This is a genomic window from Blastococcus sp. Marseille-P5729, assembly GCF_900292035.1.
Classification (GTDB): domain Bacteria; phylum Actinomycetota; class Actinomycetes; order Mycobacteriales; family Antricoccaceae; genus Cumulibacter.
Map to the genome: position 1 here is coordinate 1,643,056 of NZ_OMPO01000001.1, position 25,732 is coordinate 1,668,787.

13 protein-coding genes are annotated in these 25,732 nt (G+C 70.3%); 9 read left to right on the forward strand and 4 right to left on the reverse strand.

Features of this window, described 5'->3' with window-relative positions:
- Positions 1-16 precede the first annotated feature (16 nt).
- The 3 genes from DAA40_RS07975 to eccCa are packed head-to-tail and all read right to left on the reverse strand — an operon-like array spanning position 17 to position 6,143.
- Complete coding sequence (locus tag DAA40_RS07975) at positions 17-709, reverse strand: hypothetical protein (protein WP_106849072.1); 693 nt, start codon at positions 707-709, stop codon at positions 17-19.
- The gene (locus DAA40_RS07980; protein WP_106849073.1) at positions 706-2,166 is read right to left on the reverse strand and encodes a type VII secretion protein EccE; all 1,461 of its coding nucleotides are present in this window, start codon (positions 2,164-2,166) and stop codon (positions 706-708) included. Before DAA40_RS07980 ends, DAA40_RS07975 begins: the two co-directional genes overlap by 4 nt.
- Positions 2,163-6,143 carry a type VII secretion protein EccCa gene (gene eccCa, locus DAA40_RS07985; protein ID WP_106849074.1) on the reverse strand — a complete coding sequence of 1,327 codons (3,981 nt, stop codon included), beginning with the start codon at positions 6,141-6,143 and terminating at the stop codon, positions 2,163-2,165. Before eccCa ends, DAA40_RS07980 begins: the two co-directional genes overlap by 4 nt.
- A gap of 137 nt (positions 6,144-6,280) precedes the next feature.
- Between eccCa and eccD the strand changes: the two genes are divergently transcribed.
- The 4 genes from eccD (at position 6,281) to DAA40_RS08005 (ending at position 9,953) form a co-directional block, all read left to right on the forward strand.
- Positions 6,281-7,669: a type VII secretion integral membrane protein EccD gene (gene eccD, locus DAA40_RS07990; RefSeq protein WP_158716317.1), complete on the forward strand. Its 1,389-nt coding sequence runs from the start codon at positions 6,281-6,283 to the stop codon at positions 7,667-7,669.
- A 2-nt stretch (positions 7,670-7,671) separates the two neighbouring features.
- Positions 7,672-9,096, forward strand: a complete 1,425-nt coding sequence (gene eccB, locus DAA40_RS07995; protein WP_106849076.1) for a type VII secretion protein EccB — start codon at positions 7,672-7,674, stop codon at positions 9,094-9,096.
- A 182-nt stretch (positions 9,097-9,278) separates the two neighbouring features.
- Positions 9,279-9,611 (forward strand): WXG100 family type VII secretion target, encoded by a 333-nt coding sequence (locus DAA40_RS08000; RefSeq protein ID WP_106849077.1) that lies wholly within the window; start codon positions 9,279-9,281, stop codon positions 9,609-9,611.
- 48 nt (positions 9,612-9,659) lie between these two features.
- Positions 9,660-9,953 carry a WXG100 family type VII secretion target gene (locus tag DAA40_RS08005; protein ID WP_106849078.1) on the forward strand — a complete coding sequence of 98 codons (294 nt, stop codon included), beginning with the start codon at positions 9,660-9,662 and terminating at the stop codon, positions 9,951-9,953.
- A gap of 31 nt (positions 9,954-9,984) precedes the next feature.
- Here DAA40_RS08005 and DAA40_RS08010 read toward each other — a convergent pair whose 3' ends face one another.
- On the reverse strand, positions 9,985-11,502 hold the full coding sequence (locus tag DAA40_RS08010; RefSeq protein WP_158716318.1) for a S8 family serine peptidase: 1,518 nt from the start codon (positions 11,500-11,502) through the stop codon (positions 9,985-9,987).
- 124 nt (positions 11,503-11,626) lie between these two features.
- Here DAA40_RS08010 and DAA40_RS08015 point away from each other — a divergent pair, with 124 nt between their 5' ends.
- From DAA40_RS08015 to DAA40_RS08040, 5 genes are all read left to right on the forward strand, one after another.
- Complete coding sequence (locus DAA40_RS08015; protein WP_158716319.1) at positions 11,627-12,205, forward strand: hypothetical protein; 579 nt, start codon at positions 11,627-11,629, stop codon at positions 12,203-12,205.
- Positions 12,202-13,509, forward strand: coding sequence for a hypothetical protein (locus DAA40_RS16160; RefSeq protein WP_158716320.1), 1,308 nt, complete (start codon positions 12,202-12,204; stop codon positions 13,507-13,509). Before DAA40_RS08015 ends, DAA40_RS16160 begins: the two co-directional genes overlap by 4 nt.
- A gap of 182 nt (positions 13,510-13,691) precedes the next feature.
- Positions 13,692-14,117, forward strand: coding sequence for a YbaB/EbfC family nucleoid-associated protein (locus tag DAA40_RS16165; protein WP_158716321.1), 426 nt, complete (start codon positions 13,692-13,694; stop codon positions 14,115-14,117).
- Positions 14,114-14,461, forward strand: a complete 348-nt coding sequence (locus DAA40_RS08035) for a hypothetical protein (RefSeq protein WP_106849084.1) — start codon at positions 14,114-14,116, stop codon at positions 14,459-14,461. The genes DAA40_RS16165 and DAA40_RS08035 overlap by 4 nt, the downstream gene beginning before the upstream one ends.
- A gap of 12 nt (positions 14,462-14,473) precedes the next feature.
- Positions 14,474-25,729, forward strand: a complete 11,256-nt coding sequence (locus DAA40_RS08040; RefSeq protein WP_106849085.1) for a hypothetical protein — start codon at positions 14,474-14,476, stop codon at positions 25,727-25,729.
- Positions 25,730-25,732 lie beyond the last annotated feature (3 nt).

Sequence of the window (25,732 nt, forward strand, 5' to 3'; positions counted from 1 at the left end):
CGCTCCCGGTGCGAGCTCAGTCCTCGATGGCGAGCCGGTCGACAGCTCCGATCAACCACCGCTCGACCGACGTCAACCGAAGGCGCACCGGAGCTATCCCCGTGCGAGCCGCGACGACGAGGACGTCCGACGGCACCGATGCCAGGACGTCGACGCCGTCGCCGAGTCCGAAGGTGCGCCCGACGTGCGCCAGCTCCCGACCGTGCAGACGGTGGAAGACGACCAGGTCGGCGTGCGGCAGGTCGGCCGCGGCCTGCTCGTCGAGCTCCTCGACCACGGTGAGGATCGTGACCCATTCGCCGCCGACGAGCACGTCGGCGGCCTCGCTGTCCGGCTGATCGACGATGACCAGCGTCGGTGTCCGCGGGTCGGAGCCCACGACGGGCGGGATCTCGTCGGCGAGGTGGATCATTCCCGAGACACCCGCTGCGCTGCGCACGAAGCGCTCCCACTCGTCCGGGCGGTCGGTCTCGACCCAGACCCTGGCGCCTATCCCGAGGGCGCGTAACGCGATCACCTTCACCAGACCCACGCCACCCACGACGATTATCTCCGTGGTCCGCGGCCCGAACATCGGGATCGCTAGGGCCTGACCTTGCTGACCGGATCCGATCACCACCCCGAAGGTCTCGACCGACGAGTCGATTCCCCGGGTGATTCCGGGCTGGGCCTCGAACACACCGATCGGCGTCGGCGAGATCCGGATCATGATGCGAATCCCCCGTACGGCGCGGTGGCGCGCAGTCCGTAACAGTGCTCGCCGTCCATCCGCTGGATGGTCGCGCCCTCAGACCGCGCGAGCCGCTCGAGCGCACGTACGGCGGCGTCCGCGCCTACCTGATCGGGTGCGACGACGCGGATGATCACCTCGAGATCGAGCGCCGCACCGGCCCGTCGCCCGGCCAGCTCGGTGACGATGGCGAGAGCCGGGACGGCATGCAGCATGCTGAAGAACGGAGTCGCGGAGAAATCGTCCATCCGGGGCCAGTTCAGCAGACGGAAGGTGATGTGCTGCATCTGCCCGGTCTGCCAACGACTCCATCGGTCGTCACTGGTGCCTGGCGGCCCCCAGACGCCGGCGATCAGTGACCGCACCTCCTGCTCGACCTCCTCCTGGCGCAGCAGCTGGTAGCCGACACCAGCTCTGTCGAGGCGGCGCTGCAGCTGAGCGGTGGCGCGGGCTAGCGCGGCATGCATGCCCTCGGGCGCGAAGTCCTCCGGTGCTTCGAGTACCTGACTGACGATCCAGCGTCGCTGCGCGGCCGGCACCACGCCGTCGGTCAGCTCGAGGTAGGAGCGGCCGGCCGTGTCCTCCGCGATCCACGGCGTCGGTGCGCGCAAGGTCTCGGTGAGGAACTGGATCGAGATCGGCGGTGAGCCGTCCGCGGCCTCGGGGATCAGGTCGCACAGCGCGGGGACCGGTTGGGCGCTCACGACTGCCCCGGTCGGTGCCTCGATCCGAAGCACGCAGGCGATCCCCATGTCGTGGCGGAGGATGCCGGCCTCGTAGCCGTCGATCTCGCCGGTATCGACGACCGCGTCGGGCGGTAGCGCCGGCAGCGGGTCGTGCGCTCTGCGTGCTGCGGCGCGCGCGGTCCGCATCGCGCGCAGCCGGAAGCGCAGCCACAGCCCGGTCCATTCGTACAACCAACGTCCCCGCACGGGGATCGCGGTCAGCAGGACGGCGACGGCAGAGGCCGTGTACACCGCGTACCGGAGTCCCGGGCCCTGCTCTCGTACCGCGAGAACCGCGGCGATGACGGTCTGCCAGATCATGACCTGCAGCAGGTTGATCCGCCAGAACCGCGGCGGACGACGACGCGGCCGAGGCGTCTCAACAGGCGCGCGGGGGGTGGTGGGCTGGGCGACGGCTTCGATGGCGAGCTGGATGTGCGACTGGTCGACGGTCGCCCGGGAACGCTGCCTGGCCAGCTCACGCCGGCGCGCGACCGGAGTGGCGACCGCCCGTGACTGCGTCCCGTCGACGGCGACCCGGCGGCCGATCTCGCGTGACGCGTGACGACCTGAGGCCGGCACGCGGCCACGAGGCACGACGCCGCCGGCCCCCGCGGGCTCCCCGGGCGCGGTCGACGCGTCGGCCGCACCCGGCGAGCCGGCTGTTGCAGCGTCCGGCCGGGGCTGGCTCGTCGGCGGCAGGCTGGTCACGTGACGGCTCCTGACGCGCCCGTCTCACGGAGCGGCCGCCACTCGAGCTGGACCAGTTTGGCACCGCTCTTGCGGGTGTGGTACCAACCGCGTCCGGGCGGTAACGGCTGCGGCTTGACGTTGCCCACGAGAGCCCCCTCGTCCTTGCTCCCCGACATGACAATCCCCGGAGCGGCAAGCTCGCGCAGCCTACCCAGCAGCGGGTCGTAGGAGGCCCGTGCGGCACCGCCGCTGCGGCGGGTGACGATCAGGTGCAGGCCGATGTCGCGGGCCTGGGCGAGGAACTCGGCCAGCGGCGCGAGCGGGTTGGACGTCGCGGTGGCGACCAGATCGTAGTCATCGACCATGAGGTAGAGATCGGGCCCCTTCCACCAGTCGCGTGCCCGCAGCTGCTCGGGAGTGACGTCGGTCCCTGGCAGCCGGCTGCGCATCACGTTGCATACCTCGTTGACGAGGCCCGCCGCGATCTCGTCCGTGGAGCCGAACGCGAGAAGCTGCTCGGAGTCGATCTCACCGAGCAGGGTCCGCCGGTAGTCAATGATGATCAGCTTCGCCTGGCGCGCGGTGAACTGCTCGGTGACGCGGTGGGCGAAGGCGCGCAGGAAGGCGGTCTTGCCGCTCTCGCCGTCGCCGTACACCACCAGGTGCGAGTCTGCGCGGGGATCAAAGTAGACCGGTCGCAACGAGTCCTCTGAGATGCCGATCGGCAGCAGCGGATGGGCAGGGAGGGCGAGCTGAGCGGATGGCAGTTCAAGCGGCAGCAGACGCACCTGCGGAGCGGCCCGGCCGTCCCAGGCGCTCGCGATGCTTTCGACCAGCCGGTCGAGAGCATCGGTCAGGTCTTCGACCTCGCCACGACCGTCGATCCGCGGCAACGTCACGAGCAGATGTTGCGCCGAAGGGGTGAGACCGCGCCCCGGAGAGCGATCCGGGACGCTGATGGCCTGCCGGCGACCGATGACCGAGTCGGACGGATCGCCCAGACGCAGCTCCAGCTTGGTGCCGATGACATCGCGCAGGTTCTGTCGCACGTCCATCCATCGGGTCGCCGCCACGACGACGTGGATCCCGTACGACAGCCCGCGGGCGGCGAGGTCGGTGATGACCGCATCGAGCCCTTCGAACTCCGTGCGGAGGGTGTGCCAGCCATCGACGATCAAGAAGACGTCGCCGTGGGCATCCTCCCGGTGCGCGCCGCCGGCCCGCTGCCGCCGGTAGGTGGCCATGCCGTCGATGCCGTCGGCGGCGAACCGCTGCTCGCGTCGAGCGAGCAGCTCTCGAAGCTCGGCGATGGTCCGGCGTACCAGCTGTTCGTCGGCTCGGGCCGCCACCGATCCGACGTGCGGTAGCCGGCGTAGCGCCGCGAGCGCGCCGCCCCCGAAGTCGAGGCAGTAGAACTGGACCTCGCGGGGGGTGTGGGTCAGCGCGAGGCTGAGCACGAAGGTCCGGAGGAAGGTGGACTTCCCGCTCTGCGGCCCGCCGGCGACGGCGACATTGCCTCCTCCGCCGGTCAGGTCGAGCTCCAGGGGATCACGGCGCTGCTCGAGCGGCCGGTCGACCATCGCGACCCGCGCTCGGAGCGCGCCATGCGCTGCCTCGTCGGTGACCGACAGGCCGCGCCCGGTGACGGGACGGACGCGCCCGAGCAGCTCCCCCAACGGGATCGGATCGGTCAGCGGCGGCAGCCAGATGACGCGAGCCGGGACGCCGCGGCCGCCGAGGCGGCGGATGAGGATGTCCAGCAGGCTGTCGCCGCCGTCGTCCTCGGCGGGCTCGACGTCGACCTCTTCCGCCGGTTCGATCGGCGCGACGTAGTCGGCGCGGTACTCGAGCATCGTGAGCGCCACCGGTCCCGGCCTGGCGCCGGCGTGCCGCTGGCTGCGGTACATCCCCGAGACGTACGCCGCCCGGAAGCGCATCAGCGGATCGGTGCCGTACTTGACGTAGCCGTGGCCAGGCGCCCGGGGAAGCTCGAACGCGTCCGCACTGCCGATCACGACCCGGCTCTCCATGGCCGAGTTGGTCCGCAGGCCGATGCGGTAGGACAGGTGGGTGTCCAGCCCGCGCAGCCGTCCCTCCTCGAGACGCTGGGAGGCCAGCAGCAGGTGGATGCCGAGTGACCGGCCCACCCGACCGATCTGGACGAACATGTCGATGAACTCAGGCTTTGCCGCGAGCAGCTCGCTGAACTCGTCGCACACCAGCAGCAGGCTCGGCATCGGCTCCAGCGCGGCGCCGGCCAACCGAGCCTTCTCGTAGTCCGCGCGGGAGGAGAAGTTCCCGGCCGCCCGCAGTACCTCCTGCCGCCGCAGCACCTCGCCGTTGATCGCGTCCGTCATGCGGTCGACCAGCGACAGCTCGTCGGCGAGGTTCGTGATGACCGCGCTGGTGTGCGGGATCCGGTCGAGGCGGGTGAACGTCGCGCCGCCCTTGAAGTCGACCAGCACGAAGTTCAGCGACTCCGGATCGTGCGTGACGGCGAGCGCCAGCACCAGGGTCCGCAACAGCTCGGACTTGCCGGAGCCGGTCGCGCCGATCACCAAGCCGTGCGGCCCCATCCCGTCGAGTGCCGACTCCTTCAGGTCGAGCTCGATCGGGACGCCGTCCGGGCCGACCCCGATCGGGACTCGGAGTTGCTCACGCGCCGGGCGGGCACGCCAGCCGGTCGCCGCGTCGTACTGGAAGGGGTCATCGATGCCTAGGAGGTCCGACAGGCCAGTGGCCCGGGTCATCGCCTTCTCGCCATCGCCGGCGCCTACCGAGACACGACGCGGCGCGAGCTGGCGCGCGAGCGCCTCGGCCTCGACCAGCGAGAGCCGGTCAGCGGTGCCGAGGTCGGACTCGACGTCCTTGGTCCGGCTGGTGAGCACGCCGCCCGCGTCCACGTTCAGCACCAGGGTGGCGCCGTCGAGCAGCCGCGGCGGGGCCAGCGTCAGGTCCAGCACCATCACTCCCTCGAGCCCTACCTCCGAGAGCAGGTAGCTCGATCCGTCCGTGTCGCCGCCGTCGATGATCACCACGATGCTGGCGTTGCTGAGCTGCTCGCTCAGCGCATAGGGGTTGAACCTGGGCCGGTCGGCGAGCAGGTCGTCGGTCAGTGCCTCGAGACCCCGGATGGAGTCGGCGATCATCCGGGCGCTGCCGAGGGCGTCGGTGCGGGAGGGGTGGAAGGCGTGCGGCAGCCACTTGGCCCATTCCCAGCTTTCGCGCTGGCCTTCGCCGACACACAAGGCGATCGCCAGATCGTCCGGCGAGTGATGAACGGCGAGCTGGGCGATCATCGCCCTCGCCAGCGAGCGGCAGGCCTCGACGTCGCCGGTGAGGTGCACCCTGCTGAAACCGCCGATCGACAGCGCGACCGGTAGCTCGTCGACGATCGAGTAGGTGCGCACGAACCGCCGGAGCGCACCCGAGCACAGCGGTTCGAGCTCGTCCAGCGGACGGGTCTCGGGCGTGATGATCGGCGTGGCGATGCCCTGGGGGCCCAGCCCGAGCCGGATGATCCCGAAGTCGGCGTGCTCTCGGCGTCGTTCCCACAGCCGATGGCTCTCCGCGGTGATCCAGAGCATGTCCGGATCGGGGTGGCGATAGTGCATGCCACGTCGTTGCGCCGCGATGTTGCTCCTCACCAAGGCCCGTTGAGAGGCGAGATGACGCATGTAGGCGCGTCGTTGGGCGGCCCGCTCCGTCTTCGATGGGCCCTGCCCGCCCTGGACGAAGCCCACGGCGAGCATGCCGAGCGCGGACAGCCCGAACAATCCGCCGAGCACGAGCCGGAAGGCTCCGCCGCTGCCGTGGGAGCTGTACATGAGTGCCATCGCCCCGGCGCCCGCGAGCATCGGCAGCACCATCAGCATCTGGCCGAATCCGCGACCGGTGGATTTCGGCAGCTCAGGAGGCGGATCGAGGTTGATCTCGCCGGTCGGCAGATCAGGGGCGTCCCGGCGCGGTTGCCGGCGTACTATCTCCGTGCTCACAGCGGTGCGCTCCTTGCCGAACGGGCCTCGGGGATGGTGCCGTGCGCGAAGCGGGCCCATCGTAACCGACCGATTCGCATGGTTAAGATTCAGTCGAGCCGCACCACCAGCCATGTCGCCCCATCACTGGAGCACTTGTGACGCAAAGCCTCAGCGGTGGCCTCTCGAAGCTGACGATCGTCTCCCCCCGCCGCCGTTTGGACGTAGCCCTCCCGGCCGATCTACCAGTGGCGCAGCTGCTGTCCCTCCTGCTTCGCAACCTCGGCGAGGGGTTGGCCGACGATGGCCAGTCGCACCGCGGCTGGGTGCTGCGCCGTCCGGCAGGTGACCTGATCGACCCGGCGAAGTCGCTGGGCGCCCAGGCAGTCCGGGACGGCGAGATCTTGCACCTGGTGCCACGACAGCAGGACTGGGAAGCGCTCGACTACGACGACGTCGTCGACAGCATCGCGTTTGCCGCGCGGCGACAGTTCGCCGCGTGGGGACCGGCGGCAACGCATCGCGCCGGGCTCGCGGGATCCGGGATCGCCCTAGCTCTCGGGTTGTGGTGGGTGCTGCGGGCCGGACCGCCTTGGGACCTGCCGTCCGGCTTCGCCCTCGGTGTCGCCGCGCTCCTGCTCGCCGGTGCCGCTGGTCTGGCCCGGGCAGCGGCCGACTCGGTCGCCGCCACGGTCGTGGCGGTGTTCGGCTCGCTGTACGCCTTCGTCGGCGGCATGCTGCTGCTCGGAGGTGAACGGCCGCTCACCGCGCTGCTCCCCACCAGCTACCTGCTGGGCTCGGCGTGCCTGCTCCTGGCCTCTCTCGCGGGGTTCGTCATCGTCGGCCAGCACCTTCAGTACTTCACGGCCGGGATCACCGTCGGCCTCGTCGGTGTCGGCGCCTCGCTCGCCGGCCGCGCCACGTTCGTCACTACCTTCGATGCAGCCGCGGTGACGCTCGCCGTCGCCATCGGGGTGACGCCGTGGCTGCCGCTGGTGGCGGTGCGGGTCGGCAAGCTCCCGATGCCCTCGCTGCCGACCTCTACCGAGGACCTCCTCTCCGATCCGCCCCAGCCACCGATCACCCGGGTGCGATCGACGGTGCGCCGTGCGGACGAGGTGCTCACCGGCCTGCTGCTGGCCACGATGGTCGTCGGGTTGGCAGGCATGTGGATCATCAGCTCGCGGGCAAGCCTGTGGGCAACGATCCTCCTGCTGCTGGTCAGCGCGGTGTTCCTCCTGCGCGCTCGGTTGCTGCGAAGCGTCCGCCACCGGTTGCCCATCCTGATCACCGGGCTCGCCGGGCTGGGCTTCCTCGCGGTGCGCCTGGTCCTCTCGTCCGAGGAGCGGTCACTCGCACTGCCGTCGCTGTTGGTTCTCATGGGCGCCTGCCTCGTCGGGATCGGCATCACCTATGCGCGCGCCCGGCCCAGCCCCTTGCTCGGTCGCGCGGCGGACATCATCGAGGTGATCCTGGTGCTCGCCGTCGTACCGGTCGTGTGCGTCGTGATCGGGCTCGTGGCGTACCTACGCGGGATCTACGGCTAGCCATGGCTACCCGCCGCGATCTCTACCAGTCGTATCAGTTCATGGTGCAGCGGGTCGTCTCCGGCCTGGTGCTGCGCGAGACCGACCCGGAACAGGCCCCACTCCGTCGGCTGGGCGGCGCGTTCTTCGGCGGCGTCATGATCGCCGTCCTGGTACTGGCCGCAGCGGGGATCATCGGGGTCTTCCGGCCAGGCGGGAACGAGGCGTGGAAAGACGGCAAGCGGGTCATCATCGAGGAGGAGTCCGGGGCGCGGTTCGTGTGGCTGGCTGACGACAAGGGCGACTACGCGCTGCATCCGGTGCCCAACCTGGTCAGCGGCGCCCTGCTGATCGGCTCACGAGAGTCGGTCTCGGTATCGCACCAGTCACTCAAGGACGTCCCGCGGGGGGCGACGCTCGGCATCCCCGCGGCACCCGACGCGCTGCCACCGGCCTCGATGCTGCTGGACGAGGACTGGACGCTGTGCTCGACCCCGACGCTCACGCCCAGCAACGACACCTCCCCGGCCACGATGCTCATGATCGGGGAGGGCACCGGCAACCCGCTCGTGCTGGACGACGCCGCCATGCTCGTGCGCGATGTGGAGGCCGGCAGCCTGCATCTGGTGTGGCGCGGCCGACAGCACCCGATCGTCAACGAGACCGCCGTGCTGGAGGCCATGACCATGGGAACCCAGCCCCAGGTCGAGGTCGGCACAGCATGGCTGTCCGCACTGGTTGCCGGCGAGCCGATCGCCCCCCTGCAGCCGGCCGGACGCGGCACCGCGTCGAGCGCGCTGCCGGACGCGGTCGTCGGAGAGATCCGGATGGTCAGCTCCGCCGCGGCGTCGCAGTACTACCTGGTGCTCGCCGACACCATCCAGCCGATCAGCAGTCTCGAGGCCCAGGTGACGCTGGCCGACGAGACACTGGCCACCAGCGTGTACGGCGAGCGCCCCGTGACCGCGATCGAGACCACCGCCGCCGCGGCGGCGGCCGCGCCCAAGACCGAGGTGCCGGAGGATCCGATGACCGATCCGCCGAGCGAAGTACCGCAGGCGGCGACGGTAGCCAATCCGCAAAGCTCGGCCTGCCTCGGGTTCGCGGACGGCAGCCCGGAGGTCAGCGTGTCGGTCGACGACGAGCCGACCGAGCCGACGGCGGCGCCCGTGACCACCGGCCGCACCGAGGGCGGGGTTGTGCTCGCCGACCAGGTGCGGGTACGGGGCGGCCATGGAGCCGTCGTCCGTTCGATGATCTCCCCCGGGGCCACGGACGGCGCCCTGTTCTTCGTGAGCGACCAGGGCGTGAAGTTCGCGGTCACCAGCGACACCTTGGACCTGCTCGGTTACGGCGCGATACCGCCCGTCGACATGCCCAGCGCGCTGGTCGCGCGGATCCCTACGGGTCCCACCTTGGACGTGACCTCGATCGCGGTGATCCCGTAGCCGCATCATCACCTGCCTATAGCGCGTAGGAGCGTGCGGTGTATTACCGGTGAACAGTCCGTTACCCGCGCTGTCAAACGTGCTCCGGCGCCGTAACGTCGCTCTCGTCACACCCTGCGCCTTCATGAACTTCGCCTCCCGGGCGCACCCGTCCCAGCACTTCGAAAGGTAGCGGTTGAACCATGAGCCAGATCAAGGCCACCGGCGACCAGATCAACGCCTTCGCGCAGCAGGCGAAGGCCGCCGGTGACGACATCTACGCCCAGTACGAAGCGCTCGTCCAGGCGCTTTCGCCTGATGCCAGCGGCTTCAAGGGCAAGCATGCCGCCGCGCTCGAGAGCACTCGTTTGATCGTGCGCGAGCAGGCCGGCAAGGTCCGTGACTCGCTCTCGATGCTCGGCGACCAGCTGATCAAGGTCAGCGCCGGGTACGAGGGCAGCGATGCCGAGTCCGCAACGAAGATCCAGTCGGCCGACAGCGACTTCATGGGCGTCGCCAGCGGCCTCCGCCTCTGAGCCGCGCGCGCGGCACATCCCGACCTCATTTACTTAAGGAGATCTCTCATGCAGGACTACGTCGTCGACTGGGGCGTCCAAGAAACGATGAAGGCCAAGATCATGGACACCGAGAGCAAGTCGATGGACCTCCTCCAGAAGGTGCAGTCCAAGGCTGAAGAGCTGCTGGCGGCCTGGGCCTCGCCCACCGCCAGCGGTGTGTACCACGATCGGCAGCTGGAGTGGAACGCGGCGATGGGCAAGATCCACCAGGCGCTGAACACTTTCTCGACCAACATGGGCATCGCGGCGAAGACCGCCGAGGACACCGAGAGCGCCAACGCGAAGGCGCTGGGCGCCTAGCCAACCGACTCGACCCGATCGCGGCAACCGGTCATTCCGGTCGCCGCGATCGGCGTTGTTGCAGGTGTTCCTGCACGGACACCTCGAACAGCCGGTCGCCGGGCACATAGACCAGATGCGGTTCCTTCGCAGGTGCGAGCGGGCGGTCACGCAGCGTGCGGAAACCAGTTCGGCCGGCCCGGGCGACGAACCACGCGACGGCGCCGATCGCGCCCGCCGCCGCGATCACCATCCAGGCCATCCACAGCCCTCGAGCGCTGTCGTCTGCGTCGCGGGCGGCCTGCGCTTGCGCGAGGGGATCGACCGCCTGGGACGTGAACCCGGGCGTCTGACCGGCGGGTCCGTGACTGAGCTGCTCGGTGAGCATCCGATAGGGATCGAGCAGGCCCGCGCCGTACGCCGGCCGCCCCAAGGGACCGGACGCCGGAGCGGCAGTGCCGATGATCTGCGCCGCCACGGCATCGACGAACACCCGTCCGTCCGTGCCTGCACCAACGGTTCCCTGCGACAGCAACAAGGCGGCCGATGCTGCCACGTAAGCGCTGGCCGCACCGGTCCCGGTGACATAGGTGTGACCGGAGTTGGTCGCGACGAGCACGTCCTGGCCCGGGGCGAGCAGGTCGACGTACGGGCCGACCTGGGACCCGGGCACCCGGGTTCCGCCTGGGTCGGCAGCCCCGACGCCGATCACCCCGTCGAGCGATGCCGGGAACGGCGTCATCTGATCGGGGGTGGGCCGGTCCGGGGTCTGCTGCGGGTGCAGGTCTCCGGCCGCCGCCACCACGACGATCCCCGCGTCGATGGCGGCAGCGACCGCGTCCGCCAAGGCCTGGTCGTAGCCCAGGACCGCGTGGGGAATGAGGATCACCCCCGCGCCGTCAGCGATCGCGCGCAGGATGCCCGCGGCGAGGCGGGCAGCCGTGATCCCGTCGGAGGCTTCCGTGGCCGACGAGGCGCCGACCCGGATCGGGTCGATCACCGCATCGCGCGCCAGACCGTGGAAGCCGACCCCGTCGCGCTTCTCCGCGGCGACGATGCTCGCGTAGCCAGTCCCCTCACCGGTGCAGTCATTGGTCGCTCCGGACGTACCTCGCACGACGTCATAACCAGGGCGGACGTCGGTCAGCTGCGGATGATCCGCCGTCCCGGTGCTGAGCACGGCGACCATCACGCCAGAGCCCGTCGAGAACGGCCATAGCCGGATCGGCGCGTCGTACATCAGCTCAGGCCACCCGGGCGAGGCGACCTGTTGCGCTGGCGGGGCGGTCTCGGTGCACGCAGGAGCCGGCTGAGTCGTCGTGGACGGCGCCGGGGCGGACGAGGACGAGTCAGTACCCTGCGGCGTCGAGGGGTCGGCGGAGCCCTGCTCCGCGGTCTGAGGGGCCCCGGTCGCGGAGCCGTCGGTCTCGGGGACCTCCGCCGAAGGCGCCGGCGACTCAGCACTGGATGTGGCGGCCGGCGCAGCGAACCCGGTGTGGGTGATGCCCAGCGTCGAGGCGAGTGCCAGCGCGCCGCCGACCGTGACTCGACGCGTCCAGCAGGCTCCCACGCGGGCATCGTATGGTTGCGCCGGCCATCGGCCGCGGCCCTCTGGACATGTTGGCCAGAAGTTTCCTCGTCCGTTACCCGTCCGTCGGCAGGACAACCGCACGAGGCCGCTTAGGGTGAGCGGCGTGGGATCGAACGAGGCTGGGAACGAGGGTGAGACCGTCCCGGCGCGGACCATCGCCGAGGCACACGTCTACATGGACCTGCACCCGTGCGCGTGCGGCGCGACCGGTTTCGGACGCCGGCTGCACCTGCTCGACCGACGCCCCGGAATGCGCGCGCGCTACGACGGCTCCTGCACGTCGTGCGGCAGCACCCGGGAGTTCGAGTTCACCCTCCCCGCCGCAGAAGCCCTCTCGGGCCCCCACAGCCGCTTCGGCGCCGGTCAGCGCCCCTCCGCGATCATCGACGCCGGTCAATGGATGCTGGTCGCCGATGCCCATGCCGAGGCCGTGTCCGCGGAACTGGGCGATCCTCGGCTGGCCCGTTCGCATCTCGAGACGAGCGCGGCGGCCACGGCCGAGGTGATGGCGTTCGTCGACGAGGACATCGATGCGGTGCCCAGACGGGCGTTGTGGACCTCGTCGGGCCTCCGGCAGTACGACGCAGAGCCCGGCCGCTTTGCGCGCGGCGCCCTTGAGGCCGTGCGCTCGGAGTACCGCGACATGGTCGCGGGACTGGACGCCATGATCGAGCCGCGTTGAGCCGACCAGGCCCGAACCAGACCGCCAGCGAGCTCGAGGAGGCACTCCAGCTCGCGATCGCTGCCGAGGATGACGCCGGCTGTCGCATTGCGCTTCGCCACCACCCCGTAATCGTGCCCGCGGAGCCGACCGCGCACGGCGAGCCGGGCTGGCCCACCGCGAAGCTCAGCTCCGGCACGGCGGTACTCGTCTACACCTCGACGACGTCGCTTCACGAGGCGACGGGCGGCTGGCCGCACCGGGTCGAGGAAGTGCTGATCACCCAGATCATGTGCGCGATCCCCGATCCGACCTGGTCGATCGTGATCAACGCAGCCCTGCCGGACCAGCTCGTGCTCCCGCCCAGCCAGCTCGCGCGAGTTGCCTGCTCATCGGTCGAGGACGACCTGCGCGGGGGAGCTCCGGCATTCATGCTCAAGCCGCTGACCCCCGTCGCGGCCGACGCACTCCTGCGCGAGCACGACCCCGCCGTGTCGGGCTATGTCTACCCATTCATCGACCTCGCGCCGGTCAGCAGCGCGTACGAGCTCGCTCAGGCGCTCGTCCCCGGCGACGAGGAGGCCTATCTCGACGAGACCGGCGCCGTCCATTACGTCGTGTGGACGGCGCACTTCCCATCGCTCTACCACCCCGCCGTCGGCGGGAATGATCTGCATACCCGCGCCGTCCTTGACGGACCGGTGCTCGATGACCCTCCCCTGCGCGGGAACGGCCTGTCTCCCTCGCGCGACTTCCCGATCCGCGAGTACTGGGTCTCTCGCGCGGTGCTGCCGCATCGCGCGGCGCTCCTGCGCTACAGAGGACCCGACCACGTCGAGGTGCTCGGGTCCTACGACGGGCTCGCCCGCACGTGGGCAGGATACGACGGCGCCTCCGCACCAACCATGCCCGCGCCAGCCGATCCGTTATCCCCTGTCCTGCTGCCGTACGCCGGAGCGGTCGTGACGGCGCCCGGTGGAGACCTCGTCGACGCAGTCGTCGGGTTCGGCGACGACGAGCAGCTGAGGGTCTGGACGCGCGACCGGATGCCCACCGTCGAGGATCCGAGCAGCCTTTCCGCAACGGAGCCGGTCGTCGAGCACCTCCGGCGCGCGATCGACATCGACGGTCACCCCGCCGTCATCGTTGCCAGCGACGACGAACGGGTCCTCGTCGAGCTGGCCGTGCCCGACCGCCAGCTGGCCGATCAGCTTGGGTTCCCGCGGGTCGAGCGCGGCGTACGGCGCAAATGGGTGGACCGGTCGGCAGTGAGCGAGGTGATCGCGCTGCGCGACCAGGCCAGGTGGCCCGGCTCGGCGCGCTGAGAGAAAGCCGACATCCCGACATCCCGACGGCCCGACGTCCCGGCGCCAGGTTCCGGCTGGCCCGCTTCCGTTTGCTGTCGTTACGACGCCGTTCTCCTCCCGTCAACCTTCGAGCCCTAGCGTTGATGGGCAAACCTCGTTCGTTCGTCCGCCGTCCCCGCTGGATTCTGGAGGCAGTGCCGATGTCCCGGCCGGACCCTGACGGTTCCCCACCCACCTCAGTCGAGTCTCTGCAAGCGGTCTCGAACCTGCTCCGCCAGAACGTCGCCGAGCTGGCGCGCAACGGGCCCACGCTCGCGCAGCGGGTTGGCGGCGTGAAGGCTGCTCACACCTCGCCGGACCAGCTCGTCAGCGTGGAGGTCGACGCGATGGGCCGGCTGGCGGCCATCTCCTTCGACGCCGGTATCTACCGCAGGCCCGACGCGGGGGCGCTCGGCCGCGCCGTCATGGAGGCAGTGCGGCAGGCGCAGGCGTCGGCGGAGGCGCAGGTGGCCGACGTCTTCGGCGAGCTGGTGCCCCGGCAGATGATCAAACCGCAGATGGCCGGTGATGCCGAAGCGGCGCAACGCGCGATGCACGAACACTATCTACCGAGGGAGCGGCCGTGAGCGGAACCGGCGCGGGCATCGACTACGAAGGCTTCGAGCAGGGCCGGGGGGAGTGGGAGGCAGCGGCCAGCTCCCTGCAGCAGGATGCCGCCTCCGCGCTAAGCAAGATCCAGGCGCTGTCGAACGAGGGAACGTGGGGCGGTGACGAGAAGGGCCAGGCCTTCGCCGGGAAGATGAGCTCGGACCCGGTCAGCACCTTGCACACGGAGGCCGACCGCACCCCGCAGCAGCTGGTCGAGTATGCCGACACCCTGGCACAGATCCCGCAGCACACGCTGACCGGTGATCAGGAGCAATCGACGCTGATCGACGGTGCGGCGGACGCGTTCACGTTCGGCGAGTAGCCCTAGCCCGCAATGGCTGGTCCCGGAGACGGCGATGTCAAGCCGTTCTATCTGTTCGACGAAGCGCGGCAGGAGATTCTGGGGGTCCCTCTCGACTTCGTCTCGCTGATCGTCTCCTTCGAGCGATGGCCCGATGGCAGCGAGAGCGCGGTCAAGGAGCTCGGGGAAGCCTACGAGCAGCTCGGCGAAGCCTTCTCGGTGGGTGCCGAAGAGCTGGCCGCGGCCGCGGCGGTCATGCTCGACTCCTGGTCCGGGCCATCGGCTGAGCTGTTCGCCGAGATCGCCAACGCCTTGCTCTCCGGGAGCGAGCCCGGTGCCGGTCTGCACGCGATCATCCAACAGGCGTCTGGAACCGCGCAGGCCACCTACGAGTTCGCCTTCGAGCTCGAGGTCGCCAAGCACTCGATCAACATCGCGTTCTGGATGGCGGTGGCGCAGATAATCGTCTCCGTCACCGTCAGCCTGGCGACCGCGTGGATACCGGGTGTCAACGCGGTCACCGCCGCGGTCTCCGTCTCTGGCGTGGGAGCGGCCCGCGCGATGTTCGCCAGCATGGTCAAGGTTGCCTTCACGCGCCTTCTGGCCGCGGCCCGAAGGCGCGTGATCGCAGTGTTCGCCGCCCCGCGAGCACTCGCCGGCCAGCTGAGCCGGTTGCCGTCCGCTGTTCCGGCACTGCTTCGGCAGCTCCCCGAGGCGGCGCAGGTCATGCGCCCCTCCGTGGTCAGGATGGTCAGGGAGGGCGCCCCCAAGGTCGTCAGGGTCGGGCTGCGGGAGGGCTCTCAGGAAGTATTCGAGTACCTGATCGTCGAGGTCCCGGCGGTCCTCCTCGCCGGCGGCGATCTGGACGATGTCCTCGACCTGCGACATGGCCTGGTCGACAACTTCATGGGCGGATTCCTCGGGGGCAACATCGGATTCGCTGGGACGTCCCTACCCGGCCTGGGGCCGCTGCTCGAGGGGGCCTTCCGGAGAGACGGCTTTGCCGGGTGGATGTCTCGGGTTCTCTACAACGGCGCGGTCAACTACACCACTATCGGCACCCACCAGCTGCTCGACTCCCTGATCCGTGGCGACGGGATCGACCTGTCCGGCTTCGGCAGCTTCGATGACGCCACCATCATCTTGTTGAACTCCGGCATACGGGGTAACAGCTTCGACCCGGCCACACCGGAGTTCTACATCGACGGACCGCGTCGGATTGGCGATCTGCTCGACTACGCTCGAACCGACCGCGCCGAGAAGCTGCAGACGGCCAGGCAGCCGCTCGGATCGCCCCCGAGCACGGCATCGGCCGACGGTGCGCCGTCGGGGACGCCCGCCGTACCCGACGTCGGTTCGTCCAGGGACGACGCCCCGGGTCCCGGTACGAGCGGAGGGCCGGCGAGCGGCCCGGCCGGCTCCTCCGGCCGGAGTGGCGGCCCACAGACCGGCGGCCCATCGGCCGGCGGCCCCTCAGCCCGAGTCCCAGGCCCGACGACTCCGTCGCTCAGCCCCGGCGACGCCGGGCACCAGCCGGCCGAACAGACCGACCCCACCTCGCCTGCCGCTGCGGAACCGGCCCCTCAGCTGCCGGATGACCTCCCACGCGAGTCCGCCCATTCCGAGCCAGGTCCGCCGCCCGACGGACCACCATCGCGAGACGTCCCCGCGATCCCGGCACACATCGAGCCGGCCGACGCCAGCCCGTCCCCGGCGAACCCGACACAGGCCGAGCCCGCTGACACCACCGACCCACCAGCTGGATCGACGCCCGACGAGCCCGCCGGCTCGGCACCCGGACCTGCCGCACCTGCCGGTCACTCCGGAGCCGGCGAGTTCATCGGCGCGGCCGAGCACGCTCCGGCCCTTGCCAGCCCTGAGCCACCAGCCGTGCCTGCCGCAGGGGACACGGCCGCAGGGGACACGGCCACAGCAGACGAGGCACCACCAGCTCGCGAAGCGTCATTCGATGCCGCCGCCACGAACGAGGCGCCATCATTCGACGAGGCTGCGCCGGACGGCGAGACGGGTCGATCTCGCGACGATGCACTCGTGGGCGACCCGGGAGCCGGGGACACAGACCGCTCCGAGAGCATCGAGGCCCGTCATGATGCCGCCCCCGGCGAGTTCCAAGAGACGGGCGGAGCGCATCAACCCACGTCGGGCGACGAGGCCCCGACGACCTACGAGCGCGTCGAGGGGCACCAGTCCAGCCCCGACGGCCAGGACCTCGCGGTCGTCCCCGCGCCGCTCGCCGTCGGCAACGACACCGGGGCGGTCACTCCGGTCGAAGCGGCCCGGCGAGCAGAACAGGCCGCCGCGATCCTGCGCTCCCGCAACGACGTCACGGCCACCACCAAGCACGTGCGCGATTTCCTCCGTCGGGATGGCCGCACCGTGGAGCTCGATGGCCGGCCGCTCACCGACGAGTTGATGCTTCAGGTCAAGGAGAGCTTGTTCGGTCTGCACGACGCCGACACATCGAAGGACATCGATCCGTGGGTGGCCGACGCATGGCTGCGCATCGCCGACGGCGCGATCACCGAGTCGGACCTGATGCTCCTACAGCACCAGACCAGAGTCCTGACGGCCATGGAGAGCGGGCTCACCGATCCGACGAACCTGCACGAGGCCGCCGACGAGGACTACCCCTGGGCCCTTGAAGCGGATGAGACGTCGCTCGATCGGCTGTACGAGTTCACCGACGATCAGGCCAGTCCACCGGAGGCGAAGGGGATCAATGATGGCCGTGCTGCTGAGCTATCGGATGAAAACGGAGACGTCGACCACGGTGACCTACCGGTTCGGACACCCGAGCATGACCGGCGTGGTGGCGATCGACAAGCAGACCCACCGAGCGTCGGTCGCCCCCGGGAGCAACCCGAGGCAGGCATTTCGAACGGTCGGCCACATCCTGCTGAGCATGGACAACGACCAGACGGAGCAGTTCCCGGACACGGGGACGATCTGGGCCTGACGCCGCGCCGCCAAGCGGACGGCGATGCCGGCTCGGTCGAGATCAGCTCCGGAGCCACCCAACTGCGTCTTCCCCTGCTTAATCCCTCGCAGGAAGCGCGTTTTCTCGAGGCGTCTGTGGCGGCCAAGCTGCTCCCCGACGACCCGGCAGCCGCCGGTGCGCTGTACCTGCAGGTCAAGAAGCTCGAGGTCATGCACCAGCGCAACTACGTCTCGTTGCCACTCAAGCCCGACGGCAGCAGCTTCACCCTCGACGACGCCACCGCACTGCTCGAGTACCTGGGCACGACCGTGCATCGCCTGCCGGATGCTGACGGCACTGCCCAGCGACGATTCGATGCGCATCCGCAGCTGGTGGAGGCGCTGTTACGGCTCGTCACCGGCAACACCTTCCACCATCGAACCTTCACCAACGACGTGAACTTCCTGCGCCACGAGCTCCTCGAGATGTCGCTGGTCGAGCAGGGCACGAGCTATCAGGCGGCCCACGCCGAGACGACCCAGACCTACCCGGTCGACCTCAGTACGTTCCCCGCCGGGACGCCGCTCACCGACGCGCTGTACGAGAGCCTGAGCGTCGAGGCGTTGTTGACCGCACACATGCCCGCCAACCCCATCGGCGCGCTCCGGGACCTCACCTGGGTCCGCAACGAGGGCACCAGGTACGACTACGAGCTGCGCTACCCGAAAGCCCGTCACGCCGTCCAGGTGGCCAGCACCTCGCGGAAGCTGCAACAGCGCGGCAACGCCCTGGCCCGCGGTGTGGAATTGCTCGGATTCGACGCCCTGCAGACGATGTGGCGGCAGTCCGGCAATGCCAAGGTGTTGTGGGATCACCTCCGCGCCACCTCGCCCTTCCCGATCGATGACTCGATCGCGCAGCGACCGGACGATCTGGACCAGTTACAGCAGCGAGTGCAGGACGCCTTCCTGGACCTCGAAGCACTTCGCACGACCCTCGAGCTGACCCCGGCCGAGCTCACCAAGCTGGTCGACAGCGCGACGCGGGCCCTCGGCACGGCTCGCGATCGCGGCTACGAGCAGGTCTACGTCGAGATGCACGGCAGACCGCCGGAGCCGGGCTACCAGATGGAGCCGAACGCGCGGGACTGGAACGGCGTCACCCCCGCGACCAGCGGGTGGCAGTCGGTGCAGCAGTACATCACCGGGCTGCTCGGCTCGTTCGTCCCTGCACTACAGCGGGTGTACGACGCCGCCTGGGTGCATTTCGACGGCGTACGCGGCCGGACCTTCCTCGACGTGAAGTCCGGTTATCAGTACATCGCGCCCGGGGAGGACCTGGACCTATCGGTCAGCAGCTCCTTGAAGAAGGAGCTGGAGGTGCTGGCCGAGCACCTCCACGCCTACGACCTCAGCGCCGGCATGCCCAACCTGGTCTGGATCAACGAGAGTCCCCTCACGAGCAAGAACGGCGATCCACGCTACACCCTTCGGGCGTCGGTCGAGCGCGCCCTGTCAGCACTGCAGGAAGCCGGCCAGTCGACGACCGGCCCAACGACGCGCGTGGTCGCCTTCCGCCTGAACCCCGACACCGAGGTCGACTCGCTGTCGGCGACCGTGGTCGTGCTGGTCCAGGGGGTGGAGGTCGAGGTCGAGTATCGTCTCCGCTCGATAGAGCAGGACGCCGTAGCCGCGCTCGCGCCACAGCTCGAGGCGGCTCAGCAGCAGCGCGCAGATTACGAGAGCCGCGCCCGAGAGGACGTCGCTCGGCTGACCCGCGACGGCGTGATCCACGCCGGGGCGCACAGCGGCCGCATCGATGGGGCAGCGGACCCGGTCCTGGCGAGGCTCGGTGAACGGACCGAGGCGCTGACCGGCTCGACCCGGCTGCGCCGCGGGGCCGACGGGAGCTACTACTCCCACCTCACCCCGAGCGGCAACCCCGTCTCATGGTCGGTCGAGGCGAGCACCGACGGTTCCGCCGGCGTGCACCGGGCCGCCGACCCCGAGCCGGGCACGGCTCCGTACGTCGTCACGCTCCCTGCAGATGCCTCGCCCGACCTGCTGGCGACGCTGATCGAGGACCTGAACGTCCGGGTGGACTCCGAGACCGAACCCCGGCCTCGGAGTCGCGGCCAGGTACCCGCGACCTTCGCCTCCCGCCTCACGCACCACGCCCAGACCTACCCGGAGCTGCGCTCGCTCTGGGAGAGCGGCAGATCCGCGACCCTGGCGGCGGCCCGGCAGCAACTGTCCCGCTGGGCGGAGCGGGAGATCGGACCGTTCGAGACCTATCTGGACGGGCCGGCGTCCGGCCAGCCGCGCTCGATCGTGCTCGATCCGGGCGATTCGCTTCGGGCCACCATCACCACGGCGGCGGGAACCGAGCTGCAGTTCCAGGTTCGCGGCGGCTCGACGGCCACGGTGATGCACGACGGTGACGCCCACACCCTTCAGCCGCAGGCCGTGTTCGACCTGCCCGGGGCGGACCCACGTCCAGGCGAGGTCTACGAGGTCGTGCTGCCCTTCACCCTCGACCCGGCGCAGGTCGAGGCGACCCTGGTGGCCGCGATCGTCGCGCTGAGCGACACCGTCGACGGCAATCCGCACACCGAGCCGCTGCTGCATTCGCCGTACGACGAGATCACCGCCCCGCCAGGCAGCGGGCCGCCGACCGAGGTGGCGCCTGACCGGCCGTGGGCCTGGCTGTGGACCCACGGGACGACCAGTGACCGCGCGGCTCTCGCGCAGCTGCGCGTGCTCGAGGCCCGTCGTGACGAGGCGATCGCGCAGGCCTCCCGCGAGGGACGCGACTACGGCTCGCGGATGGACGAATACGCCATCGACGCGGATCTGCATCGCTTCCAGCAGGCGCGTGGCATCAGCGAGCGGGCGGGGACGACGCTGCCCGGCGACATCTTCCGAGACGGCGCATTCGCCGCTGCGGTGGACTCGACGGAGCAGACCGTCCACCTGGACACGAGCGAGTTCCTGCAGCGGGACTACGCCCAGCGCTCTGAGCTGCATCGCGACGAGCTCGCGCGGCACGGCCTGCCGCCGTTCGACGTCCGTGACATCGGGCCGTTCGGGAGCCCCACCACCGACCAGCTGCGAGCGGCAGCCTGGGCGTTCGACGACGCGACCGTCCTGGCCGCCCCGGCCGAGCTGCGAGTGAAGGCGCAGAGCGGCAAGAAGGCGATCCGGACCGCGTTCCTGCGCGAGGCAGACGCCTGGCAGGCAGACATCGATCGCCGGGTCGCCGACGGGCAGGACCGAGCGACGGCCGCACGCGAGGTGTTCGTCCGGCGTCTTGCCAGCTCGCCGAGCGCACCGGTCAACGAGTACGCGCGATCACTCGTGACCATGCTGCACCTCAACCGGTGGCTGGCTCAGGTCGCCACCGCCTACTCCCGGTACGGCATCTCGTTGCCCGAGGGCATCCAGTTCAGCATCGAGAGCATCACCCCGGGCGAGGGCCGTGGACCGCGCTTCGAGGTGCGCTTCTCCGGTCTCGAGTTCGGCATCACCTTCGAGGCGATGGCGCTGCATCCCGCCGACCAGCAGACCCTCCGCACATGGGACGCCTACCTCGGCGGATTCCTGATCGAGCTGAAGGCCGGGGCCTACACGGCCCACCCGCGTCAGGAGGGCGGCCAGATCCTCACTTCCCTGCTTCTGGGGATGCACGATGCGGGGACGATCAAGATCGCCAAGGTGTTCGCCGTCCACACGCCCGGCGCCGACATGAAGATGTCGGACCAGCTCACGAAGGCGATTCGCGAACATCTGCGCCACTTCCCCGGGAGCGTCGATCCCGCTCTCCGGCCGGCGCCGAACCAGTACGCCGGGACGTTCGCCCGGCGTCTTGCCGCGCAGCACCAGCCGGATGGGCCGCGCGACGAGGACTCCCACGGCGTCCTGGGCGAGAAGCTGAGCGAGCGCGACCCGGACGGCGAGCTGGCGATCGAGCGCCGGCTACGGGCAGCAGGCACCCCGATCACCGAGCTGAGCACATTGCGCCCAGGTCGCGAATACCACCACCGCACTCCCCACGGCCGGTCGGTCGTATGGCAGGTCGCGGTCGAGCCGACGTCGACTCCCGACCGGCCGTCGGGGTCCGCGCTACGGGTAGAACGGCTGCGCGACGGGCCTGATGTATCGGTCTTCCGGGTGCATGCCGCTGCGCAGGTGAGCACTGACCAGCTGGTGACCGCGATCCAGGCCATGAACGCCCAGGTGGACCAGGTGACCGGCGCCGCCTCACCGGTCGCCGAGTCCCGGTTCCACAGCAGTCCCCTCAGCGCCCTGTGGAACAGGCTGCGCGCCTGGCTGGGTCTGGAGTCCACGCGCGAGCGGATCGAGCGGGTGATGGCAGAGCAGCTGGTGCTCGAGGGCGAGCCTGCTCGCACCTCAACGCTGCCCCTGCTCGCCGCAGCGACCGGCCTGACCGATCTGCGACCGGTTGCGCCCGGGGAGTACCGCGCGACGACCGCGACCGGGCAGGAGGTCGCCGTCCGCATCGTCGTCGGCCAGACCGACTACGCGAGCCCGTCCGAGCGCTACCGCAGCCCAGCCGAGTACCGCCAGCTGCATCCACGCTCCGACGGCACGCCCCTCTGGGAGGTCACGATCTCGCACGGGCTCCCGCTGGACTCCCTCGGAGAGGCCATCGCGCACGAACTCGCCGAGATCGGCGCGTACTACATCGGGCACGGCACCGTCGACTACCTCGCTCGCGACGCGCCACCGGTGGACTTCCTGTCACCTCAGGACCTCTCCCGGCACGACCTCGGGCGTCTCGGCCAGCTCAAGTACCTCTCGCTGATCGCCAACCCCAAGCAGGGCCACGGATTCTTCGCGCGCCGGCGCGCCCGGCAGGAGCTGGCGAAGCTGATCACCTACCTCGGTTTCGACGGCAGCGTCTATCTCGACCCCGACAGCCGGACGATGACCCGGGCGCAGGCGATCCAGGCCGCGAACCGCGCGGACGTCCACGCCGTCGCGGGCACCGCCGCAGAGGAGCAGCAATTCGCCAAGCGGCTCGCTGGGGTGCCCCCGGAGCTGGTTCCGGTGATTCTCGACAGCGCGCTGCACACCGCGCTCGCGCCGTCCGCTGCTGGCCACCCGGACCGGCGGCGCGTCGCGATCCGGCCGGTGCTCACCCAGACCGTCGCGTGGGGGGTGAGCACGGCGCTGCTGATGGTGGCTACGGGGCCGGTGGCTCCCGCGTTGCTGGCCTTCTCCGCCGGCGTCCGGCTGCTGACCGCCGGCATCCAGACCGAGGCCGAGTACCGGTTCGCGCGGGAGAACGCGCGGCTGGAGACCACGCAGCGCGCGCTCAGCGCCTTTCGCGGCGTCACCGACCAACGCGCCGCCGACCTGCTTGCCAGGGACGCGGGTGAGATCCTGACCGGCCGGGCGCGCAGCGGCCGCTCTCAGCTCACCTCCGACATCCAGCAGCTGCTGCTCGACGACGCTCAGACGCCCCTGGACTCCGAGGGCCGGGTCGCCAGCAGGCCTTTCTTCTTCCTGCGGTACGCGAGCACCGGCCTGGCGGTCCTATCACTGCCGGTCCTCGGCCTCACCGCGCTCGATCTCGCCGGGGTCAGCTCAATGCTGGGCCCCGCCGCGCTGAGCCACTTGGGGCTGCCCACGGCGATCGGCGGCCTGCTCGCCTCCAAGACGGTCATCGATGGGTTGCGCGGCCTGGCGAACTCCGAAGCCGAGCTTCGGCTGGCGCAGCGCACCGATGACGCCAAGCAGGAGGTGCGCGAGAGCTACCGGAGCTCGCTCAGCCGAGATCGGGGCAACGCGATCGTCGAAGTCACCCGGGAGGCCGCGCGCCGACACCGCGCGGCGGCGGAGAAGTGGGCGTTCGAGGTCCTGCGCCACCGGGACTGGTCCCAGCATCGAACCGGCCCCGCGCCCGCCGTGGGTCCCGAGCCGGAGCTGGGTGCCTACCTCGAGCAGGTACTGGGCGAGCGGACCAGTGAGCGGATCCTCATCAGCGCATCGCTCGCCGAGCTCCGCCGGCTGACCGAGCGGGCGGAGGCCTCGCACGATCCAGCAACAGTGGACGGCGTGCTGAACCGGTACGTGCGAGCCCAGACCGCCGAGCAGCGCTCTCTGAACGAGTTCCTCGCGCGCCACAACCTGTCCCCTGCGGCCGGCCGCACGGGCACGGCTGCCCATCAATGGGTCCTACGGCTGGCCAGCGTCGAGAGACAGCTGCAGGCCGAGGACGCGGCGCGCGGCATCACTGAGACACGGCACTACCGGGATCGAATCCTGTCGGCGGCAGGCGTGCCATCCGGCTTGCCGTCGGTGCAGCATTTCCTGCAACGCTCGATCGTCGGCGTGGGCTTCGGGGCCGGCGCTCAGCTGGGCCTGGCCGCCGGCCTGTTCGGATTGGGCCCGGTAGGTATCGCCATTGCGACGAGTGCCGGCCTGCTGGCCGGGGCGCTCGGCGGCGGCGCGGAGTTCCTCGCCGCCCGGTACGCGGAGAACTCCGAGGCCACCGCGAAACCGGCGTTGGCGAGCGGGTCCAGGTCGGACCTGCGCAACTACGCGAAGGTGGCGTGGCATCACCGCAAGCTGATGGATGTCCTGATCGGGCAGATCGACCCCGAGCGGCGGTACGCCGGTGGCGAAACGGCGCCCGCCGCGCTCGATGAGGCGACCGAGCTGGCGCTCACCGAGACGCTCCGCCGCTATCTGCAAGCGCCGGACGGCGTCCGGCAGACGTCCCCGACGCTGGCTCACTGGAGCGTGATCGGCGGCAAGTTCTCCGGCCCGATGCTGGTCGAGGCGATGGTCGAGCTCGCGACAGGTGACGTCAAGGCCACGGTGGACAAGCTCGCGAACGGGTTCGCGCAGGCCTGGGGCGAGGCGAAGGCCAAGAACGTGCAGCTGGATGCCAAGCTGCGCTTCGACGCGTACGCCCGTAGGGCGATCGCAGCCATCTTCGAGCCGCTCAATCGCCGCGGGTCGTTGCTGGACGTGCCGGAGGGGCCATGGCACGGGCCGTTGCCCACGGCCCCGCCGCCGACCCGCCCTCCGCGCCCGGAGGTCTTCCCGGACCCCGACACACTGCTGCACCGCATCATCAAGGTCGGCGACGATCAGTGCGCCTACGACCCGACCCGCCTCTGCACCTGTCCCGGATGGCAGCAGTGCCCGCTGGCAGAGGCGATCGGCATGGCCAGATCGGCAGCGCAGCTCCCTGCCCCCACTCGCGTGCCCACGACGATCGTCTCCGGCGATCCCGGAGATCCCGGCGATCCTGGAGATCCTGGCGATCCTGGAGATCGTGGAGATCGTGGAGATCCCGGCAGCGATCGCGACCGTAGCCCGCTGCCGCCCGAGCACGTCACCACCGACCAGGCGGACAGTCCGATGGCCGGCGCTAGCGACCCGGACGGCAGGTTGCCCGATCCGGGCGAGCCGGGCGAGGTCGTGTGCGACCCGATCCCGGCCGCGCGGGCGGTCGTTCCTGGCCCGGCGGGCGACCCAGGCGGGGCCGGCGATCCGGGAGACGCCGGCAATCAGGGAGGCCCCGGCGATCAGGGAGGCCCCGGCGATCGCGGCGACCCCGGGCGTCCGCCCCATCCGATGGAACCCGATCCGCAGGATCCGCCTGATGCCTGCGGGTGCGGCCCGCTCACGCGGGAAGAGCCCCCACTCGAACGGCAGCTCGACGAGGTGGTCAAGGCCGCGCTGCGGACCCTCGCTCGGCTCGGCGTGACCGCCCGGCTGCTGAGCGACACGCTCCTCGAGGTGACGTTCCCGGACGGCCGGACGCTGTATCTCGACTTCGGCCGGACCGGCGGCGTGGAGATGCTCGTGGAGCGGATCGCCGACCGGTTGCGCATCGGCGTCCCGGTCCGGATGGCCATCGCCGACGCGTGCCTGGAGGTGGTCGCCGGCGTCGCCACGGTCGTCGCTGCGGTCCAAGGCTCGCCGATCGGCGAGCCCCTGCTCACTGCGGGCTCTACGGTCCCGTCGAACCCGGCACTCACCGCATCCGACCTGCAGAGCGTCGCCGTTCTGCAGGAGGTGGCGTACCTTCTCGACTGCGCGGTCGACGAGCGTGACGTCCTGGTCCTGCAGACCTTCCTGAACGAGGAGATCGACGCGCTCGGGCTGGACGCCGATCAGCCCCAGGCGTTCGAGCGACGGTCCCTGCTGCCTCCGGATCTGCTCAAGGATCTGCGCCGCCTGCTGCCGGATTGGGCCGATCCGGACCCCGCCGCACCGGAGATCGGCCTACCGCGAAGCGATCCAACACCCGACGAGTCGTTCTGGGAGGACATCGCACGACTGGACCAGGTGACCACCTGGCCGACCCGCTGACGG

Excerpts from the sequence above, each read along its gene's own strand:
- DAA40_RS07975 (WP_106849072.1), bottom strand. The coding sequence starts at position 709 with ATGATCCGGATCTCGCCGACGCCGATCGGTGTGTTCGAGGCCCAGCCC.
- eccB (WP_106849076.1), top strand. The coding sequence starts at position 7,672 with ATGGCTACCCGCCGCGATCTCTACCAGTCGTATCAGTTCATGGTGCAG.
- DAA40_RS08040 (WP_106849085.1), top strand. The coding sequence starts at position 14,474 with ATGGCTGGTCCCGGAGACGGCGATGTCAAGCCGTTCTATCTGTTCGAC.
- DAA40_RS08005 (WP_106849078.1), top strand. The coding sequence starts at position 9,660 with ATGCAGGACTACGTCGTCGACTGGGGCGTCCAAGAAACGATGAAGGCC.
- DAA40_RS08000 (WP_106849077.1), top strand. The coding sequence starts at position 9,279 with ATGAGCCAGATCAAGGCCACCGGCGACCAGATCAACGCCTTCGCGCAG.
- DAA40_RS16165 (WP_158716321.1), top strand. The coding sequence starts at position 13,692 with ATGTCCCGGCCGGACCCTGACGGTTCCCCACCCACCTCAGTCGAGTCT.